Below are 18,649 nucleotides of genomic sequence, written 5' to 3'. Positions count from 1 at the left end.
TTAAAATTAAGGATGCAAAATGGAATTAAGCACTTCCTGGACTTCCTCCAGCTCACCAGAGGGAACCAAAATCTCGAACTGCTGCTTGGATAAATTGATCGGACGGCTTTTAACCAAAAATCCCTCTTCCGTTAATTTGGTCGTGATCATTTCCGCTACCTTGGCGGTAGGTGCGATATAGATGACCGTCCACATTCCTTGCAGAACCCCCTAATCTCATGTTCTGAGCACGTATAATAGAGTAATGATAACATAACTCCGTTTTTTCCCGCAACAAAGTGATGGGACGCGGGCAGGCCGATCAGAGGGTTCGTTCAAGGCCTTCGGGCGTTACAACCCGGAATTTCCGGAAGCGGACGGATACTGCTTGGCTCCCTTGTACCGGTGGGCGATCCTCGCGGATGCCGCGGCGGCGAGCCCGGCGACCAGATCATCGAGAAAAACGTGGATCTCGTCCTTTTTATTGTTCAGGGTATCGATAATACCGATTTTTTCTTTATCCAAAAAACCAAAACTTGTCAGTCCGATCATGCCGTATACGCTCGTAATGCCGAGCGCTAACGTCTCGTCCACTCCGTACAGCGGTTCGTCCGCCTCCATGATCGCCTGCAACGGCTCGGGAAGAAGCTTTTTCTCCGCCAGCTCGTCAAGCGCCATCCCGGTCATCAACGTGTACTGCACTTCCCTTTTGCCGAGGACGGCGTTCACGCTCTCCATGCATTCGTCGATCTCCAGTTCCGGATGGTACGGGATTTGCAGTTTATACACGATATCGGCAATGTCCCCGACTTTGACTCCCCTGCGGCTCAGCATGGCAATCGCTGCATCATATGACATGTTCATTCCTCCCGCACGGCACGCCCGCCCCCGGGTCCTTCGAAAAGATGCGTCTGCCCAAGGCAGCCGGGCGGCACATGATAATGTTGTCCCTAGGTGTTCCTAAGTGTATGCGGGAGGCTCGGGAAACGTTCGTAAAATCTGTGTCATTTCCGCAGAAGCCCGAAGGGTCATGAACTATTGCACTGTTGCCGGCGGCTCTGCCAGCCGCCATTTGATCCGTGCTTCTATTTAATCCGGACCGTCCCTTTGCCGAGCATGTTTTCGATCATTTCGAAAAATTCCGGCGACGGTTTGATCCGATAGTTGTCGCTGAGCGCAAGGAGCTTTTGGCTTTGCTCGTAAAAGAGCACCGTAGCCACCGGACCCGGATGCTCCTGAAGCAGCTGCTTCAGCCTGGCAAGCAGGTCCGGGTTCTCCGCTTCCGGCGTAATCTTAACGAAGACGCGCTGCTCCGCCGTTGTGGGGCGGCGCGCTTGTTCCTTCGCCGGGGCGGGTGCACCGCCGCCCTGCTCCTTGCGCGCCGGTGCGTCGGCCGGCGCGGCAGCATCGCCGGCGGCTGCCTGCGGAGCGGGGCGGCCCGCAGGCGCGCCCTGCCGCCGCGATGGCCCCGGCCCCGCGGCGAAGGATCTGCCGCCGGCTGGCGCCTGGTTCCGCTTGACCATCTGGGCAAGCGGGGCCCCGGCCAGCGGCAGCACTTCCTCGGCGAGGAGCTTGAAGCCCTCGTCCTGCTGCTGCACCTTGGCGCGCAGTGCCAGCAGCTCGCCCTTGCCGACGTAGCTCGAGCTGCGCTTCCAAACTTCAGGGAACAGCACCACTTCGCAGCGTTCGATCTGGTCTTCCAGCTCCATGAAGGCCATCGCTTTGCCCTGCTTGGTCGTGATCGACTTGACCGACACGACCATGCCCGCGACGACCACCTTCGCTTCATCCGCCGCCTCGGCCAGGTTCATCAGCCGCTCCACGCCCGGTTCGTCCAATACTTCATCAAAGTCGTCCAGGGGGTGGCCGGACAGATACAGACCGAGCAGCTCGCGCTCGTGCTCCAGCTGCTGAGAAACGGAAAACGGCGGAATGTCGGGATATTCGATCTCCCAATTCGGCGTTTCGACAAAATCAAACAGCTGGATCTGCAGATCCTCACGTTCCTTGCGCCATTTGACGGCGGCATCGACGGTCTCGTCCAGCATGGCAAGCAGCTGCGCGCGGTGACCCGGCAGCGAATCGAAGGCGCCCGCCTGGATCAGCGACTCGATCACCCGTTTGTTGCAGACGCGCAGATCGATCCGGCGGCAGAAGTCGAGCAGGCTTTCGAACGGCTTCTCTTCCCGGACGCGCATCATGTTTTCCACGGCCTGGGTACCCACGTTCTTGATGGCCCCCAGCCCGAACCGGATATGCCCCGGCCCTTCGGCCGGCTGCCCGTCCTCCGTGCTTACCGCCACCGGTGTAAACAGCACGCCGCTCTCGTTGACGTCGGGCGGCAGCACCTTGATGTTCATCCGGCGGCACTCCACCACATATTCCGCGACCTTCCGGTGGCTGCCCATGACGGCCGTCAGCATCGAGGCCATGAACTGCACCGGATAGTGCGCCTTGAGGTAAGCGGTCTGGAATGCCAGTACAGCATACGCTGCCGCGTGGGCTCTCGGAAAACCGTAATCGGCAAAGCGCACGATCATGTCGTATACCTTGTTCGCATCCTCTTCGGTATATCCCTGCTTCAGGCTGCCCTCCACGAAGTGGCTGCGCTCACGGTCGAGCACTTCCCGCTTCTTCTTGGATACGGCGCGCCGCAGCAGATCGGCTTCCCCGAGTGAGAAGCCCGCCATCAGCGAAGCGATCTTCATGATCTGTTCCTGGTACACAATGATACCGTAGGTGTCGGCCAGGATCGGCTTCAAATCGTCATGCGGGTAATCGACCTGGATGGTACCATGCTTCGCCTGAATGAAATTCGGGATAAACTCCATCGGACCCGGGCGGTACAGCGCCACGACCGAGATGACATCCTCGAATACGCTTGGCTTCAGCTCTTTGAGCACCCGCCGCATGCCTGCGGACTCCAGCTGGAACACGCCGGTCGTATCTCCGCTCCCCAGCATCTCATAGGTCAGCGGGTCATCATCCGGAACCTGCGCGAAGTCCGGCGCGCTGCCGGTCATTTCCCCGATCCAGCGCATGGACCGCTCGATGATCGACAGGGTGCGCAGACCGAGAAAGTCCATTTTGAGCAGGCCGATGCTTTCCAGCTGCTCCATCGGATATTGGGTCAGCGCGGTTCGCTCGCTGCCTTCCTGCAGTGGGACCGCATCGGTCAGCGGGTCACGCGATATGACCACGCCCGCGGCGTGGGTCGACGCGTGCCGCGGCATGCCTTCGACCTTCATAGCCATGTCAAGCATCTCGCGGGTTTTGGGGCTCTGCTCGTACAGCTTCTTCAGCTCGTCGCTGATTTCCATCGCCCGGCGGATGTTGATGCCATGCGCGTTCGGAATGAGCTTGGCCGCCTTGTCCACCTCGCCGTACGATACGTTCAAGGCGCGTCCCACGTCGCGCACCGCCGCGCGGGCAGCCATCGTTCCGAAGGTGATGATCTGTGCGACGTGTTCACTGCCGTATTTATCCGCCACATACTCGATTACTTCGTCACGGCGCTCATCGCTGAAGTCGATATCGATATCCGGCATAGTCACCCGTTCCGGGTTCAGGAAGCGTTCGAACAGCAGGTTGTACTTGATCGGATCGACGTTCGTGATGCGGAGCACGTATGCGACGAGACTGCCCGCGGACGAGCCCCGTCCGGGACCGGTCACGATTCCCCGCCGGTGTGCATAGGCGATAAAATCCCAAACGATGAGGAAGTAATCGCTGAACCCCATGCTCCCGATCACGCCGAGCTCGTAGTCGAGGCGCTGGAGAAGCTCTCTTTTTCCTTCTTCGGTGTCCCACAGGCCGGTCGTGCTGTAGCGGCTTTCCAGTCCTTCCAGGCACAGGGTCCGCAAGTATTCAGCAGCTGTCTGCCCCTCGGGAAGCGGACGGTATTCCGGCAGAATGGACCGGCCGAATTCCAGCTCCAGGCTGCATTTGTCCGCAATGAGGAGCGTATTGTCCAGAGCTTCCCGGACATGCGGGAACAAGCGGGCCATTTCGTCGCCGCTCTTCAGGTACAGCTGGTCCGTCTGAATCTGCAGCCGGTCCTCGTCCTCTACCGTTTTTCCTGTACCGATACAGATCAGCACGTCCTGCATGGAGGCATCCTCACGGACAAGATAGTGGACGTCGTTGGTCGCCACGAGCGGAACGTCCAGCTCCCGGGCGAGCTCGATCAGCTGCGGATTGACCCGCTTCTGTTCGGGCAATCCATGGTCCTGCAGCTCCAGGTAAAAATCTTCGCCGAAAATGTCCCGGTACCGCAGCGCCGCCCGGCGCGCCTCCTCGGTCCGGCCGTGCAGCAGATGCTGGGGCACTTCCCCGCCGAGGCAGGCGCTCAGGCAGATGATGCCCTCATGATGTTTCGCGAGCGCATCCATATCGATGCGCGGTTTATAGTGAAAACCTTCCAAATGCCCGATGGAGCACAGCTTCATCAGATTGCGGTAACCCGTCTCGTTCTTGGCCAGCAGGATCAGGTGATAGATCGGCTGATCCTTGCGGCTGCCTCGCTCTTTGCGGGAGCCAGCCGTCAGGTAGGCCTCGCAGCCGATAATCGGCTTGATGCCTTCCGCCACACAGGCTTTATAAAATGGTACCGCGCCGTACATGACTCCGTGGTCAGTCAGCGCCAGCGCCTTCATTCCGTTCTCCGCGGCTCGCCGGACAAGGTCCGAGATCCGTGCCGCTCCATCCAGAAGGCTGTATTCGCTATGCACGTGAAGATGCACAAATGAACTCATGTCTCGTCTCCTTTTCGCCGCAGTGATCACTGGTTTTTAACGTTTCATGCACTATTTATTATTTTATCATAATCCGCCTAGAACCGCCCATAGAATGGAATAAGGAAACCGCTGGACAAGGCGTTTCCGACCTCCTCGGGAAAGGACTGGGAATCATGAGCGTGTTTTTATCCAAAGCCATACTGGATTTCTTTATCGCTTTCGGCATCGTGCTGGGCGGTGCGATGGTCGGCGGGATCGGTGCGGTCATTTCGCTGCAATCACCGACACACACCATGCTCGAGGTGGCCGATCGGATTAAAATATGGGCGATGGCGGCGGCGATCGGCGGCACGATCGATCCGATGCGGGTCATCGAGAGCAATTTTATGGGAGGCAATCTTTCCCCCGCCATCAAGCAGGTTCTGTTTCTCCTCTTCGCCTTTCTCGGCGCTCACATGGGCAGCGAGCTGGTCAAATGGGTTTGCGGCGGCAGGGAGTAGCCGATGCGGATTCCTCCGTTCAGCCGATACCGCCATTTCTCCCAGCTGACCGCCGTCTTCGTCTTGGGCGCCGTTATCGGAAGCGTCGTGTATAATTCGGTGTTCCACTCCAGCTTTGACATGCTTTGGGCGTCCAATCAGGACCTGGAGCTTCGGATCCAGCAGTACGAGGACGACATCAAAACGCTGAAAAAGTACAACAACCAGCAGACCGTGATCAAGGAAATCAAAATCCGTGCGGAGCAGCGGGACCCGCCTCTCGATCCGGTCATCGTCAAGGAAGTGATCCGCAAGCTCGGCGAGGATCTGGAGGTGCTGCGGGGACGGAACATTTTCGATATCGACGAGGACAGCAAAATCGCCCGGAACCTCCTCAATCGCAAAATTTACAGGGTGCGCGATAAGGAATATTCCATCGAAATCAAGACGATGCTGGTGGCGGAGGGCGTGCTCCAGATCTGGATCGACATCGAGCCTCAAAGTGTCGCTTCGGTCGGCAAATCGTGATACAATGAGGAATATTGAAGTTATTGACAGTAAAGGAGCTGCAGCATTCGATGATTTCCGTCATCCGCTATTGCCTATTTGCGCTGCTGGTGATTACCTGTTTATGTTCCGCTTACTACAGCTACCGCGCGCGGCGTTCCGCCGATGTCCGTGACCGGGGCTTGTACGGCTCGAATATGAATATCTGCCTTGGAATAATGCTGATCGTGCTTGCGCTGATCTGCATGTTTATTTTCCATGGATCGACCGCCGCGGTCGTTATCGAGGGGCTGTTCCTCGTCCTCGGGGCGTTCAATATTTTCGCGGGCATCCGCAATCGGGGCCATTTCAGCCGTATGAAATCCTCCGATACGAAAGCTTGAACCTGTGGCTGCATTTGCGCAAAGTAACCTGAATCTTTTAAGCGTGGACAAGACCCAAACTTTAACGTGCGGGAGATAAGCAGGGCCACACACAACAAATAACCGGCCGTATCTTTGATCAAAGATGCTGGCCGGTTATATTTATGTCTGGCTATGACCATGGCCAATCCTGCCATGCCCGATATCTCTTATCCATGCTCGATAGAATGAAGCGTCAGCACGGCTTTGGCCACCAGGCTGTCGTCATGCAGCATTTCGATTTCGATCTTGCACGTCCGCCGGCTCGCCTCCAGCAGCCGCGGCATGACGGTCACCGGATCCTCGATCTGCACCGGGCGGACGAAGTACGTTGACATGTTATCCAGGACAAAGTCGTTCCCCGTCATATCCTTCGCCGCCCGCAGCGCCGCCTGCGTCATCACCGTGGTCAGGATGCCTTCCGAAATCGTACCGAGATCCGTCGCCATCTGCGGCGTAATAAAGCCGTGGAAAAAGAGCCGCCCCTCCTCATCCCGCTCATCCGCAAATCCGTTCCAGATCAAATGGTCGAACGTCTCGCCGAGCTGCGGCTGCTTGCGGGCGTCGCGCATGGCCTGAAGCACTTCCTTCCGCGACACGGTCGCCACCAGCTTGCGGTTGCGGTCGACGATCGGCAGAAAGTCCACGCCTTCCCACATCATGAGCTGCGCTGCGGACGCGAGCGAGGTTTGCAGTCCGGCCGTGACCGGATTGCGGACCAGCAGCTTCTCGATGCTCTGCCCATCGGGCAGGTCCTTCATATCGCTCCGGTTCACGATACCGAGCACCCGGTTCCACTCATCGATGACCGGCAGCCGCAGCTGTCCGGTCTGATCCGCAAGCGCTTTGCAATCCGCCACGGTGCTCGACAGCTTGAGGGCGTGGATTTTGGCCCGGGTGTTGACGATGTCCTCGACGATCATAATTTTCTTCTTGATCAGGCGGTCGAAAATGGCCCGGTTGATCAGCGACGCCACCGTAAACGTGTCGTGGCGCGATGAAAAAATCGGCAGGTCGAGCGTGTCGGCCAGCTCCTTGACCTCCCGGCTCGTTCCGAATCCGCCGGTGATGAGCACGCCAGCTCCCTGCTCCAGCGCCAGCGAATGCGCGTCGGCGCGGTTGCCCACGATGAGCAGGCTGCCCGCGTCGATGTAACGGGCCATGGCGTCCACTTCCATGGCGCCGATGACGTATTTATGCAGATGTTTATTCAGTCCATCGGCTCCGCCGATCATGTGGCCTTCCACGATCTCGACCACGTCGGCGAAGGTGAGCTGCTCGGAAATATTCCGCGGCTTCTTCTCGACCCGGACGGTGCCGATCCTTTCCTTGGTCACGACGATGCCCAGGTTTTCGGCGTCCTTTACCGCCCGGTAAGCGGTCCCTTCGCTAACGGACATTTCCTTCGCCAGCTTGCGGACCGAAATCTTGGTGCCAATTTTCAGCCCTTCGATATGCTGCAGCAGCTGCTCATGTTTCGTAATCGTTTCATCGCGGCCCTCCAACTGTTACACCCCCACGTTTCTATCTGTACCATACTGTACTATTATATCATGGTTGTGGCCGGAAAATAACAACGCAAAAAAGCCGCCTCCACGCAATAACATTGCGCAAGACAGCTTTTGATCGCATTTATACATTTTCCTGACGCTGCTGTGTTTCCTCCGGCCATTTCAGCTGCCACTGCTGCAGCTTGGCCTTGCGGATGCGCTCCAGCGCTCTTTGCTTCTCTTCGTCCACCCCAAGCAAATAATGCAGGTGCGAGCCGATTATCAGGAAGGCAAACACGGCCCAGGCCGCTCCGAACCCGGAAGCCCAAGTCCATCCGCCGCTGAAGTTGATCCGGGGCAGAGCGTACACCAGCATCGCCAGAGCGAGAAGTAGGTAAATAGAATGCTTCAGTTTGCTTCTTTTTTTCATCTCATCGCAGCTCCTTCATTTGGTAACTCTATATTTCTACTCTATGAAGGGGTCTGCGAAAATATGAGAAAAGTTTTGTCCAACCTACAGGCTTTGTCCCCCGTACAGATGCTGGAGGCTGTCCGAGATGATTTTGTTCACGTCCTCGATGATCGTGCTGAGGCGGCGCTCCGCTTCAAACAACCGGCGGATGTTCAGGTTCAGGCTGAGCACGTCGAAGAGCTTCTCCATCTTCTCCATCTCCTCCTGGGATGGCATATCCCCGGACATCATCCGCTGCTGAATTTCCATCTGCCGCTGGCGGAAATCCTCAAGCATTTGTTTGCTCTCCGGATCCGCTTCAATCAGACTCATCGCCGAGCTGATTTCCTGGACCTCCGAGCTTTCTTTTAGGGCTTTGGCCAAATCGTGCGCTTTGTCATAAATGTTCATAGGTTGTCATTTCCTCCTTAAATTTGGGCAGTTACCAATCGGCGTGTTTTATGGGAGACGGACCGCTGACTCCCGCGGAAGTGAATCCTCCGATAATCGCAAGCTTTGCTTTGCTCACAGCTTATCAATCCGACCGTCTCCGGAAAAATGAAGGGCTGAAATCCCGGTTTTTATAAAAGTGGGTCAATCACCAAGGGATATATGTCCTCATATGATGCATTACATGCAATATTGCAGATGCTCCTTATCTGCCCTGTAGACATCAAGTTGTTGTTGGAAGGAGATCCACGATGTCCAAAAAAAAGCTACCGGTCCAAACGTTCAGCCCGGGCATTGTGAAAGAAAACACCGTCATGCTCGGCGAGAGACTGATCAAACAGTGGAAGATTCCCACCGACCGGCCTCTGCAGCTGTCCTTTGGTTCCTTTAGACAAGAGATCACCGTTATTTCCGCAGCAAAATATTCCGGCCTGCGCATCAGCGAGCCACTGGCCCGCAAAATGGGCTTAGCGTCCCGTCCCGTGCTCCGAGTGGCATACAGCTCATCCAGCAAAACGCTCAGGCTGGGTCCGCTCATCAGCGTCCTGATCAGCCGGGATTATCCTGACACACCGGAAAAGCCGTTCGGTTCCATTTCCATGTTCTGCAGGGAACTCGTCAACGCCTGCCGCAAGCAGGGTGCATACGTATACTTCTTCACTCCGAATCACATCACCGAGAGTGCAAGCAGCATACAGGGCTGGATCTATGACGGCGGATGGCGCCAGACAACGATGCCTATCGCAGATGTCATCAATAACCGCCTGACGACACGCAAAATGGAGAATAAACCTAGCGTACAGCATTTTATGAAAGAAGTAAAATCCCGCTACGGGAGCCACATATTCAACGAAAAGTTTTTGGACAAAAATGAAGTGTTCGACACGCTGAAGCAGGACTCCTCCTTATCCCGGCTGATGCCGGAATCGCACCTGCTGACCGGCTATTCCATCCTGAAGAAGATGTGCAGCCAGTATCCGGTCGTGTTTCTGAAACCGGTGCGGGGGAGCCTCGGCAAAGGGATCATCCGGATCTCCAGGCAGTCTGACGGCACCTACCAAACTTTGGCGACATCGGTAGGCGGCCCCAAAAAACAAAGCTATCCCAACCTTAACAAACTGTTTACCAATGTCTCCGGAAAAATGAAAAGCACCCGCTACCAAATTCAGCAGGGCTTGACGCTCATCGACCACAGCAAACGTCCCATCGATTTCCGTGCGCTCGTCCAAAAGAACGGGCTCGGTAAATGGAGCGTGACCTCGGTCGTAGCCCGGATCGCGGGCGGAAACCATTTTGTATCGAACCTCGCCAGAGGCGGAACCCTCAGCACCGTAAAGGAAGCTGTGAACCGCTGCGCCCTCCCGCCGGCCGTGAAAAGCACCGCACACGCCAAGCTGCAGCGGGCTTCGCTGGACATCGCCAAAGGCCTGGATGCGCTGCTGCCCGCCCATTTCGGCGAACTCGGCATCGACCTGGCCATGGATACCTCCGGTAAAATATGGCTGCTCGAGGTCAATTCCAAGCCTTCCAAAAACGACAATACGCCGCTCCATGAACAGAAAATAAGGCCTTCCGTCAAACGCCTGCTGGAATACTGCGCCTTCTTGTCAGGGTTTTAGGAGGTGCCGCGATGAGTACAACCACAATCGGAACTATTGGGATCCTAAGTTCCTCCACACCGGGCTCCCCTCCCTTCTCGGGAGAAGGATACGCCCGCCGATTAGCTGTAGCCGGCAGGAAATACGGTATTCAGGTCGTCGTTTTTTGCCCTGACGGCGTGTCGGAGGGACAGGAGATCATCCACGGATATATCTTCAACAATGGGGCGTGGCACGCTGTCACGATCCCCTTTCCGGATATCGTCTACGACCGCTGTTTTCCGCAGCGAGGCAGCGAATACCGGGCAGCGGCGAGGCTGTTGGCGGACGCCCCTACAGGGAAGAGATGGATCCTGTGGTCCCGCGGACTTCCCGGGAAAGGGCAGGTGGACCAAGTGCTCCGGAAGGAGCCCGGCCTGCTGCCGTATCTTCCTCCGACTGCCGTCTATCGCGGGAGCAGCCAATTGCTGCGCTCCTTGGAGAAATATGACGGCGAGCTGTTCATGAAGCCGATGAGCGGATCCCAGGGAAAAAATACGCTTCGCGTCACACGTCATGCTGCAGACGGATCTCTGACGATCCGGGGAAGAAGCGCAGGCAACCTGCCTTTTGTGAAGCATTTCGACGATACGCGCTGCGGCCTGGCATGGATCCGAAGGTTTACCGGGGAGCGTTCGTTCCTGATTCAGCCCTTCCTGCATTTGTACAGCGCAGACGGCGCCCCTTTTGACGTTAGAGTGCTGATGCAAAAAAATGAAACGGGTTCGTGGATGCATACCGGCATGGCGCTGCGCCTGGGCAACCCGGACAGCATTACCTCAAACCTTCACGGCGGAGGAAAACCTCTGTCTGTCCTGCCTTTTCTGACCGAACAATTCGGGGCTGACCGGGCAGAACACATAAGGGATCGTCTTCATAATCTGTCGGAGAAGATTCCGCCGATTCTGGAAAGCCGTTATGGCCGGCTCGGAGAACTGGGTATCGATTTTGGCATTGATACGAAAGGGAGAATCTGGCTGCTTGAAGTCAATTCCAAACCGGGGCGCACCTCCTTCCGGCACATTGGGGAACCAGGCAGCGATGTTCTCGCTACGGAAAATCCGCTCCGTTATGCCCGCTATTTATTGCTTCGACAACTTAGGAGGGTAAATTGATGAGTTTGACATTTTGTAATGTTCATTTTTCGCAGCAGCCCGAGAAAGTCGTCTACATTTCGAATTCGCTGATGAAAAGCCTCAAGCTGTCCGGCAAAAAGAATATACAGCTCCGTCTGGGAAAAGACATGGTTAACGCAACCGTTAAGCCCATTAAAAAGACGGGTAAGCACCTCTTCCTCAGCTCAGGTGTCCGAAGCGGCATCCACGTTCCAAACGCCGGCGGGGTCATGCTGAGAAACCTTCAGGAGGACGAAGTTCAGCTCGGTCCTCTGATCGGCGTGCTCTCGGATGGCCCCAGCACATCGCCATCGCAGCCGTTTGCTTCCCGGACGAATTTCATCAAGCAGCTTCTCCGCGAGGGGAAAAGGAAATCGTATATTTTTGCCTTTACGCCCAAGGACATCAACTGGCAGCAGGAGACGGTCCGGGGCTATTTTCTGAACGACAACGGCACCTTTTACCGCAAAACCGTTCCGCTGCCCGATGTCGTCTACAACCGCCTCCCGAGCCGGAAAGCGGAAACCTCCTCTTCCATCAATCAGCTCAGAGAGCGGCTGACCCGCAAGAGAATTCCGTTTTTTAACTGGAGCTTCTTCAACAAATCCGACATCTACCGCCTGCTTGAAGACGACAACACGGTGAACCGGTACGTGCCCGAATCCCATATCAACCCTTCCCCGGAACGGATCAAGGATATGCTTGAAAGGCATCAATTTCTGTACTATAAGCCGTCCGCAGGAAGCTTGGGAAAAGGCATCTATCGTCTGACTTACCTCCCGAGAAGGGGATATTTCGCCCGTTACCGGAAGGGAGGCGGCAACGTCCTGCTTCGTTTCAGCAACTTCAACAGCTTGATGCGGATGCTTAAATCCAGACATGGCCGCACCCTGGAAACGTATGTCATTCAGCAGGGAATCCGGCTGGTCGAAATCGATAACTGCCCGATCGACTTCCGCTTCCATATGCATAAGAACGGCAACAACAAATGGGTTGTTGTCGGTGTCGGCGCCAAAAAGGCCGGCCGCGGCAGTGTAACGACCCACCTGAAGAATGGTGGCTCCCTCCTTACTCCTGAACAGGCATTGAGCCGGACCTTTGGCGACAGATCCGACGAGGTGCTGCAAAACGCCAAAAAAGTCGCGATTACCCTGGCCGAAGCGATTGAGTTCCATCACCAGCACCTCCTTGGAGAAATCGGTTTTGATCTGGGTATCGACCAAGACGAGAAAGTGTGGATGTTTGAAGCGAACGCAAAGCCGGGCCGTTCCATTTTCAGCCATCCTTCCCTCAAGGCGGAAGGCAAGGCATCCGTGGAGCATATTCTTGAACACTGCCTGTATTTGAGCAAGTTCCGCAGGAGGGATGTGGAGTGAACATCCGGAGTCATACCGACAACAAACCCGTAGTGGCCATCCTGACCATGTCGGATTCCCACGGTTATTTCCGGGGAAATCAACAGAATTTTGAAGATATTGTCAAGACAGGACAGAAAATGGGATTTCCTGTCTATGTAGTCACAGCTAAAGATCTGAAGCTGACGGAGGATCGGATCAAGGGATTTACGCTAAATGAGGAGGAGACCTGGGAACAGCAGTATTTTCCGCTGCCCCAGGTCATCTATAACCGGATTCCGCAGCGTGAAGACGAACTCCGGCCCGCTGTGCGCCAGAAAATCAAGGAATGCATGAAACATCCATCCATTTCGCTGTTCAATCCGCACTTTTTTAACAAATGGCATCTGTTCGAGTGGCTCAGAAGCTCCAAAGCGACGGAGCATCTGGTACCGAAAACCAAACGCTTCACAAGCGTGACCACGCTGCAGAAAATGCTTGAGCGTTATCCCTGCCTCTACCTCAAGCCCGAAAGCGGAAAAGCCGGAAAAGGCATTATGATGCTGAGATACCAGAGGGACAAACTGCTTCCCTACCGGCTCAAAGTTCAGCACCACCGATCCAGCACCACGTACAAAACACGGAATCTGTACCGCCTCTGGGCACGGATCAAAAGCGAAACCGGCAGCGCACGCTACATTATTCAGCAGGGCATCGAGCTCGCATCCGTCAACAACCGGCACTTTGACCTAAGGGCGCTGCTGCAAAAAAACAACAAAGGCTTATGGGGCGTTACCGGTGTGGGAGCCAGAATGGCGGGTTCTAAGAGCATTACGACCCATGTGCCGAGAGGCGGTACGATCGAGGATCCCAGCAAGCTCCTGTCCGATGTATTCGGATCCGAGATGTCGGCCGTGATTCTGAACCGCGTCCGAACGACGGCGATCATCATCGCCCGCCAGATTGAGAAGGCTTCCGGCTACGAACATGGAGAGATGTCGATGGACCTTGGAATTGACGAGTTAGGAAATATCTGGTTCTTTGAGGCAAACGCCAAGCCGATGAAATTCGATGAACCGCATATCCGGAAGCGGTCTCTCAAGCGAATTTTCCAATACAGCGAATATCTCTCCAATCAACCTAAAATGTAATTGCAAGGGAAGTGATTGACAGGTGCAGATCTTAACGATAACCCCGACCCGTGAAGATTGGCTACGCCAGCACGCCAAAATTCTCAAATTTGTGTTTGAACACGGTGGAAATCAGGCGGCGCGCGCGGAGTTCATTCTTCTTGCCCGATTGACGGCGGAGCAGCTCACTGCGCAGGGAACCTCGCTTATGGCCGCAACCGTCCGGTGCGAAGACGGGGAACGTCTGGCCGGTGTCAGCTTTGTATCGGGCTACGGGACCGAGGGGTGTCTCGTCGTCGTCCATCCGCTGTACCGCGGAAGAGGGATCGGCACCTCCCTTTTAGCCTCGCAGCTGCGGCAGTTAGGCTCCATGCGATGCGAGGCTCTTCTGAGCCGGCTTCCTTTTGTTAAAATGTGCTTTCGCGCCGGACTTCACGCCGTTGCCATCAACCAGGGGGCTGCCGGAGAGCCTGCCCTGGTCATGGAGGGGCCGTGTGGAGATCCGGATGGTGCATCCATTACTCTGACCCAAGAAGGTGATCCCCTGTGCCGCTACCCGTGTTAGGCATCTTGACGCTGTATCTGAACGAGCATAAGCATTTGGAGGAAAAACCGATCTATCAGAAAATGATCGTTGAAGGCGGCAAGCTGGGACTTGACGTATTTGTGTTTACCCCGATGGACGTCAGCGACAGCAAGAAAAAAATCTTTGCCATGGAATACGACGCAAAGCAAAAGAAGTGGACCCGGCGATGGAGAAACTTCCCGGATATGATTTACGACCGGTGCCGCATCCAGAAGAGCCCCCGCTTTGCCCAGCTTCTGCAGTTCCGGAGCCGGTACAGCAAAATGCTGTTTCTGAACAAACCGCTCCGCAACAAATGGACCATTCACGAGGTGCTGTCCAAAAAGGCGGAATTCCGGAAGTTTCTGCCGGAAACGCGCCTGTATCACGGACTGACAGACGTCCACCAAATGCTGAAGAACAGGTCTGTCGTGTTTTTAAAACCGATCAACGGTACCGGCGGGCGGGGTATTTTACGGATTGAAAAATTAAAGGCTGCTTCCCAGTACTACATTCAAGGACGGAATCAGCAGCGGAAAATCATCTCTCCGCAAAAAATCCACGCTTCCCGGCTCGGCGCCATCCTGAGCGGCTGGAATATGAAGGACCGGTATTTGATCCAGGAAGGCATCGCCGTGGAGCTTCCCGACGGCCGGGTTCATGACTACCGCATGTTGGTGCAGAAAAACAAGGAGGGGCATTGGCAGCTGACCGGCATTGCCGGCCGGGTGGGGGCGCCGCGAAGCGTCACCTCTAACCTGCACGGCGGCGGAAGAGCCGTGCCCGCTCATCAAATGCTGTCTTCTTGGATCACGGATGAGGAGCAGCGGCAGGAAGTGATCTCAACGGCAGGCAAGATGGGCGTGGACATCGCCGCCTATCTGGAGCACCAGTACGGACCGCTGTGCGAGCTGGCGCTCGATCTCGCCATCAACCGGAAAGGCCGGATTTACCTGCTCGAAGTCAATCCCAAGCCCGCTAGGGAAGTCTTCTCCCAGATCGGCGAGCCCGAACTGTACCGCACGGCCATCACCAGACCGTTGGAATACGCCCTGTGGGTTTACAAGCAGAAGACGGAAACCGCCGACACTAAAGAAAACAAACCGCAGCTCTAGCGCGGTTTGTTTTTCTTTATATGCAGCTATGATTATTCCTTCTTAGGCGGCTCATCGCCGATTTACACCGATGTGGCATACAGCCCCAGAAGTTCGTCAAACGAGCTGATGAGGACGTCGGACCCTGCCAGTTCATCAGGGTTTCCAAACCCGGCGTATTGGCATCCGATGACGGCGAGGCCGTTCTTCCGGCCGGCTTCCACATCCGAAGAACGGTCGCCCACCATCCAGGCCGTGCTTACGCCTTCGCGCTGAAGCAGTAATTCCACCAGATGCACCTTTGATTTGGTTCCGTGCTCCCCGGCACTGTACAGGCCGTCAAAAAGGTTCAGAATACCGTGCGCGTCCGCGATCCCCTTTACGTAATGCTCCAGCCCGTTGCTTGCGACATACAGGCGCACGCCCTGCTCCTTCAAACGTGCCAGCGTTTCCTTCACGCCGGGATAGAGCTCGGTGTTCCCTGCCTTGAGCCCCTCCAATTCCAGCTGGAGAAGGAGCTCGTTAGCTCGCGCATGGGCACGTTCGCTGCCGTCCGGCATGACCACTTTCCAAATGTCCTCCAGCAGCATCCCGAGACTGCCCATCATCCGTTCCGCCGGGGGCGTCGGTGCCGTATACAGCCCCTCCTCCCGCAGCTTGTCGAACAACCGCTGATGGGCCGGCAGCAGCAGCGATTCGGTTTTGAACAGCGTGCCGTCCATGTCGAACAATATCGCCTGCGGCTTGTTCAATGTCTTCTCTTTGTCCATCGGTTATCTTCCCTTTCATTGCCTGCTTTAATGCGCAATACTCAGTATCACCCAATTACAAGCCTATGATAAGGGAAGTGCCAAGCCTTGTAAACTTCGGTCGTTCATAAAAAAGGTTACCTTTAGAAGAAGCGTTTTTTACCCCGGTCATCTTTAATGATCTCCACGGCCTCCCGGAACCGGGTCGAATGGACGATTTCCCGCTCCCGAAGGAACTTCAATCCGTCCTGCAGGTCCACGTCATCCGTCATGTCAATCAGCCACTGGTATGTAGCCCTGGCCTTTTCTTCTGCGGCGATGTCCTCATACAAATCGGCGAGCGGATCGCCTTTGGCCTGAATGTACGCCGCCGTCCATGGGACCCCGGCTGCATTTTGGTAGAACAAAGCTTTGTCATGATTGACATAGTGATCTGCGAGTCCGGCCGCCTTCAGCTGATCCGGCGTCGCGTCTTTTGTCAATTTATAAACCATGGTGGCAATCATTTCCAGATGGGCAAATTCCTCCGTGCCGATGTCGTTGAGAATGCCGATGACCTTATCCGGGATGGTGTACCGTTGATTCAAATATCTCAAGGCAGCGGCCAATTCCCCGTCGGCACCGCCGTACTGTTCCAGCAGCAACCGGGCCATATATGGATCACACTTGCCGACCCTGACCGGATACTGCAGCTTTTTTTCATATATCCACATGCGGGACATTCGCCTCCTTTAGATTCTTTTGCCGGTTACACCTGCCATGGCCACGGGGCCTGCGGCCATTCAAACGGGAACTTCGAATAGGCATGGCCGAAATGCATCAACGGTCCATAGGATTCCTGAAACTCCCGGACGATCGGGATCCGCTCCTGGGCGAGCCGGTTGTACTGCTCGATGCTTTTTAAATCGTCCGGATGGGTGTCCAGAAACAGATTCAGCTCGACCAAGGCAAAGTCGATCATCTGCAGCTTTTCAAGCAGCTCGTAGTAGCGCTGATCCACCGCCGGTTTAGACTGGTTCTCCATCACTCCCCACCTCCTCCACTCTTTTGCTTTTAGATTCATAAGGGCTGTAAAGGTTCGGCCAAAGCGTTCCCAGCTTCAGCGCCTCGGCGAGGCTGAATTGCGGCCAGTCCAGAGGTTGGAACACGATATACTGGTTGGGCGGGACGACGTACGTCCTGTAAGGCAGCGGCGGGCACGGATCAAACGGGCCAATGAAAGGCTTATACACTCGTACCTGTGAGTTCACCACTTGCTCCTCCTTTTTGTTGTCCATACTAAAGTCGCTGATTTCCCTTGAGAAGACGAAAAATCAGACACTCTTCGTAATTAAACATATGACCCATCCGCGGAATCTGAACAAAAAAGTTCATGGGACAACAAAAAGACCCCTGATTTGCGGTCGATTTACCGCCAAGGGGTCAGTGCAAAGGACTCTAGCAGCTCCTGTCGAAGCACTGGATGAAGCGCGAGCCTTCAATGATGAACTTTTAAAATCTGATCTTGATCTGGAACAGTCCCGCTTTCCGGACCGCCGAATAAATAATGACCACCAGCGGGCCGATAAATACGCCGATCACGCCGACGAGCTTGAAGCCGATATACATGCTCACCAGAGCCGACAGGGCGCCGATGCCGACCGAATCGCCGATGATTTTGGGCTCGACCACCCGGCGGGCAATCGTAATGACCCCAAACAGGAGCATCAGCCCAAAGCCGGTATAAGAGTCGCCCACGATAAACAGGTATACCGCCCAGGGAATCAGCACCGAGCCGACCCCCAGAATCGGCAAAATATCGACGACCATGATCAGCAGGGCGATCGCCAGCGGGTAATGAATGTCGAGGATAAGCAGCCCCGTGAGCGTCAATACATAGGTAAAAGCGCTCAGGATCATCTGGGCCTGAATAAAGCCGAAGATGGACCGCTTCAGGCTGTGCAGCACCTCGTTGATCTGGTCTTGGGTCTCCTCCTCGAACAGGGATAGAATCCCTGCCTTGATCGTCTCCAGTCCAAAGCTGAACAGATAGACAGCGACAAAGAAAACCACCAAAAACACAAACGTGCCCGGGATGCCCTTGGCAAAAGATAAAAAGGTTGACGACAACGAGTTGATGAGCGACTCGGCGTATGACGTCAGATTGGTCAGCATTTCCCTCAGGCTCTCGGCCAGCTCCGGCTGAAACCGGTCAAACAGCCCTCTCGCCTGGATCAGTGTCGTCTGCACGAAATCGTCGGCCGACGCAAAGTATGCCGGCGCATTCTTCCAGTATTCCAGCAGCTGGGCGAAAACCTGAAAACCCAGCATGTACACCAAAAGAAGAATCATGAGCATAAACAACGTACATGTAAGCGAAGCGGCAGCGACACGATTCCATTTCAGCCTCCCGATCAGCATCCGGTTGATCGGCTCCAGCGAAACGGCCACGAGCGCAGCCAGTACAAATGGGGCGCCTGCCGTAAACAGCAAATACAGCAGGAGCAGTCCCACACCGACGAACACCAGCTGTTTGCCAGTCATGCTTCACTC

General features: G+C 55.6%; 20 protein-coding genes. 9 read left to right on the top strand and 11 right to left on the bottom strand.

Going from position 1 to position 18,649, the window contains the following annotated elements:
• Positions 1-6: 6 nt before the first annotated feature.
• The 3 genes from C7820_RS18435 to C7820_RS18425 all read right to left on the bottom strand — a co-directional run bounded on the left by C7820_RS18435 (position 7) and on the right by C7820_RS18425 (position 4,733).
• Positions 7-195, bottom strand: a complete 189-nt coding sequence (locus C7820_RS18435) for a glutamate decarboxylase (RefSeq protein ID WP_076170471.1) — start codon at positions 193-195, stop codon at positions 7-9.
• Between the two features lie 135 nt (positions 196-330).
• Positions 331-837 (bottom strand): phosphatidylglycerophosphatase A family protein, encoded by a 507-nt coding sequence (locus C7820_RS18430; RefSeq protein WP_116232262.1) that lies wholly within the window; start codon positions 835-837, stop codon positions 331-333.
• A gap of 227 nt (positions 838-1,064) precedes the next feature.
• Positions 1,065-4,733, bottom strand: coding sequence for a DNA polymerase III subunit alpha (locus C7820_RS18425; RefSeq protein WP_116232261.1), 3,669 nt, complete (start codon positions 4,731-4,733; stop codon positions 1,065-1,067).
• A 155-nt stretch (positions 4,734-4,888) separates the two neighbouring features.
• Here C7820_RS18425 and C7820_RS18420 point away from each other — a divergent pair, with 155 nt between their 5' ends.
• Genes C7820_RS18420 through C7820_RS18410 form a run of 3 tightly spaced genes read left to right on the top strand, consistent with a single transcriptional unit; the run spans position 4,889 to position 6,084 of the window.
• Positions 4,889-5,215: a YtrH family sporulation protein gene (locus C7820_RS18420; protein ID WP_076170474.1), complete on the top strand. Its 327-nt coding sequence runs from the start codon at positions 4,889-4,891 to the stop codon at positions 5,213-5,215.
• A 3-nt stretch (positions 5,216-5,218) separates the two neighbouring features.
• Positions 5,219-5,722 carry a sporulation membrane protein YtrI gene (locus C7820_RS18415; RefSeq protein WP_116232260.1) on the top strand — a complete coding sequence of 168 codons (504 nt, stop codon included), beginning with the start codon at positions 5,219-5,221 and terminating at the stop codon, positions 5,720-5,722.
• A gap of 14 nt (positions 5,723-5,736) precedes the next feature.
• Complete coding sequence (locus tag C7820_RS18410; protein ID WP_306433629.1) at positions 5,737-6,084, top strand: YtpI family protein; 348 nt, start codon at positions 5,737-5,739, stop codon at positions 6,082-6,084.
• Between the two features lie 188 nt (positions 6,085-6,272).
• On the opposite strand, the gene C7820_RS18405 is transcribed toward C7820_RS18410, so the two are convergent.
• The 3 genes from C7820_RS18405 to C7820_RS18395 form a co-directional block, all read right to left on the bottom strand.
• Positions 6,273-7,607 (bottom strand): DRTGG domain-containing protein, encoded by a 1,335-nt coding sequence (locus C7820_RS18405; RefSeq protein ID WP_089545815.1) that lies wholly within the window; start codon positions 7,605-7,607, stop codon positions 6,273-6,275.
• A gap of 127 nt (positions 7,608-7,734) precedes the next feature.
• Entirely contained in the window at positions 7,735-8,022 is a 288-nt protein-coding gene (locus C7820_RS18400; protein WP_076170477.1) for a hypothetical protein, read from the bottom strand.
• Between the two features lie 84 nt (positions 8,023-8,106).
• Positions 8,107-8,454 (bottom strand): YlbF/YmcA family competence regulator, encoded by a 348-nt coding sequence (locus C7820_RS18395; protein ID WP_089545814.1) that lies wholly within the window; start codon positions 8,452-8,454, stop codon positions 8,107-8,109.
• A gap of 290 nt (positions 8,455-8,744) precedes the next feature.
• Between C7820_RS18395 and C7820_RS18390 the strand changes: the two genes are divergently transcribed.
• From C7820_RS18390 to C7820_RS18365, 6 genes are read left to right on the top strand one after another with little or no spacing between them, the layout of a single operon-like run.
• Positions 8,745-10,112: a YheC/YheD family endospore coat-associated protein gene (locus tag C7820_RS18390; protein WP_116232259.1), complete on the top strand. Its 1,368-nt coding sequence runs from the start codon at positions 8,745-8,747 to the stop codon at positions 10,110-10,112.
• An 11-nt stretch (positions 10,113-10,123) separates the two neighbouring features.
• Complete coding sequence (locus C7820_RS18385; protein ID WP_116232258.1) at positions 10,124-11,245, top strand: YheC/YheD family endospore coat-associated protein; 1,122 nt, start codon at positions 10,124-10,126, stop codon at positions 11,243-11,245.
• Positions 11,245-12,621: a YheC/YheD family endospore coat-associated protein gene (locus tag C7820_RS18380; RefSeq protein ID WP_116232257.1), complete on the top strand. Its 1,377-nt coding sequence runs from the start codon at positions 11,245-11,247 to the stop codon at positions 12,619-12,621. The genes C7820_RS18385 and C7820_RS18380 overlap by 1 nt, the downstream gene beginning before the upstream one ends.
• 2 nt (positions 12,622-12,623) lie before the next feature.
• On the top strand, positions 12,624-13,730 hold the full coding sequence (locus tag C7820_RS18375) for a YheC/YheD family endospore coat-associated protein (protein WP_116232672.1): 1,107 nt from the start codon (positions 12,624-12,626) through the stop codon (positions 13,728-13,730).
• A 22-nt stretch (positions 13,731-13,752) separates the two neighbouring features.
• Positions 13,753-14,274: a GNAT family N-acetyltransferase gene (locus C7820_RS18370; RefSeq protein WP_116232256.1), complete on the top strand. Its 522-nt coding sequence runs from the start codon at positions 13,753-13,755 to the stop codon at positions 14,272-14,274.
• The gene (locus C7820_RS18365; RefSeq protein ID WP_116232255.1) at positions 14,256-15,389 is read left to right on the top strand and encodes a YheC/YheD family endospore coat-associated protein; all 1,134 of its coding nucleotides are present in this window, start codon (positions 14,256-14,258) and stop codon (positions 15,387-15,389) included. The genes C7820_RS18370 and C7820_RS18365 overlap by 19 nt, the downstream gene beginning before the upstream one ends.
• 62 nt (positions 15,390-15,451) lie before the next feature.
• On the opposite strand, the gene C7820_RS18360 is transcribed toward C7820_RS18365, so the two are convergent.
• From C7820_RS18360 to ytvI, 5 genes are all read right to left on the bottom strand, one after another.
• Complete coding sequence (locus C7820_RS18360; protein WP_116232254.1) at positions 15,452-16,138, bottom strand: HAD family hydrolase; 687 nt, start codon at positions 16,136-16,138, stop codon at positions 15,452-15,454.
• 122 nt (positions 16,139-16,260) lie between these two features.
• On the bottom strand, positions 16,261-16,830 hold the full coding sequence (locus tag C7820_RS18355) for a manganese catalase family protein (RefSeq protein ID WP_116232253.1): 570 nt from the start codon (positions 16,828-16,830) through the stop codon (positions 16,261-16,263).
• A 35-nt stretch (positions 16,831-16,865) separates the two neighbouring features.
• Entirely contained in the window at positions 16,866-17,141 is a 276-nt protein-coding gene (locus C7820_RS18350; protein ID WP_076170486.1) for a spore coat protein CotJB, read from the bottom strand.
• Entirely contained in the window at positions 17,125-17,367 is a 243-nt protein-coding gene (locus C7820_RS18345; RefSeq protein WP_145136083.1) for a spore coat associated protein CotJA, read from the bottom strand. The genes C7820_RS18350 and C7820_RS18345 overlap by 17 nt, the downstream gene beginning before the upstream one ends.
• 241 nt (positions 17,368-17,608) lie before the next feature.
• The gene (gene ytvI, locus C7820_RS18340) at positions 17,609-18,640 is read right to left on the bottom strand and encodes a sporulation integral membrane protein YtvI (RefSeq protein ID WP_076170488.1); all 1,032 of its coding nucleotides are present in this window, start codon (positions 18,638-18,640) and stop codon (positions 17,609-17,611) included.
• Positions 18,641-18,649: the final 9 nt, after the last annotated feature.

Source organism: Paenibacillus sp. VMFN-D1, from assembly GCF_003386155.1.
Lineage (GTDB): Bacteria > Bacillota > Bacilli > Paenibacillales > Paenibacillaceae > Paenibacillus_AQ > Paenibacillus_AQ favisporus.
Note: the sequence above shows the minus strand (reverse complement) of the source record. Positions and strands in the feature narration are given on the sequence as shown.

Bases quoted from the DNA above. Each gene is read 5' to 3' on its own strand.
- C7820_RS18385 (WP_116232258.1), top strand. From the start codon at position 10,124: ATGAGTACAACCACAATCGGAACTATTGGGATCCTAAGTTCCTCCACA.
- C7820_RS18420 (WP_076170474.1), top strand. From the start codon at position 4,889: ATGAGCGTGTTTTTATCCAAAGCCATACTGGATTTCTTTATCGCTTTC.
- C7820_RS18390 (WP_116232259.1), top strand. From the start codon at position 8,745: ATGTCCAAAAAAAAGCTACCGGTCCAAACGTTCAGCCCGGGCATTGTG.
- C7820_RS18415 (WP_116232260.1), top strand. From the start codon at position 5,219: ATGCGGATTCCTCCGTTCAGCCGATACCGCCATTTCTCCCAGCTGACC.
- ytvI (WP_076170488.1), bottom strand. From the start codon at position 18,640: ATGACTGGCAAACAGCTGGTGTTCGTCGGTGTGGGACTGCTCCTGCTG.
- C7820_RS18360 (WP_116232254.1), bottom strand. From the start codon at position 16,138: ATGGACAAAGAGAAGACATTGAACAAGCCGCAGGCGATATTGTTCGAC.
- C7820_RS18380 (WP_116232257.1), top strand. From the start codon at position 11,245: ATGAGTTTGACATTTTGTAATGTTCATTTTTCGCAGCAGCCCGAGAAA.
- C7820_RS18430 (WP_116232262.1), bottom strand. From the start codon at position 837: ATGTCATATGATGCAGCGATTGCCATGCTGAGCCGCAGGGGAGTCAAA.
- C7820_RS18400 (WP_076170477.1), bottom strand. From the start codon at position 8,022: ATGAAAAAAAGAAGCAAACTGAAGCATTCTATTTACCTACTTCTCGCT.
- C7820_RS18435 (WP_076170471.1), bottom strand. From the start codon at position 195: ATGTGGACGGTCATCTATATCGCACCTACCGCCAAGGTAGCGGAAATG.
- C7820_RS18395 (WP_089545814.1), bottom strand. From the start codon at position 8,454: ATGAACATTTATGACAAAGCGCACGATTTGGCCAAAGCCCTAAAAGAA.
- C7820_RS18350 (WP_076170486.1), bottom strand. From the start codon at position 17,141: ATGGAGAACCAGTCTAAACCGGCGGTGGATCAGCGCTACTACGAGCTG.
- C7820_RS18355 (WP_116232253.1), bottom strand. From the start codon at position 16,830: ATGTGGATATATGAAAAAAAGCTGCAGTATCCGGTCAGGGTCGGCAAG.
- C7820_RS18425 (WP_116232261.1), bottom strand. From the start codon at position 4,733: ATGAGTTCATTTGTGCATCTTCACGTGCATAGCGAATACAGCCTTCTG.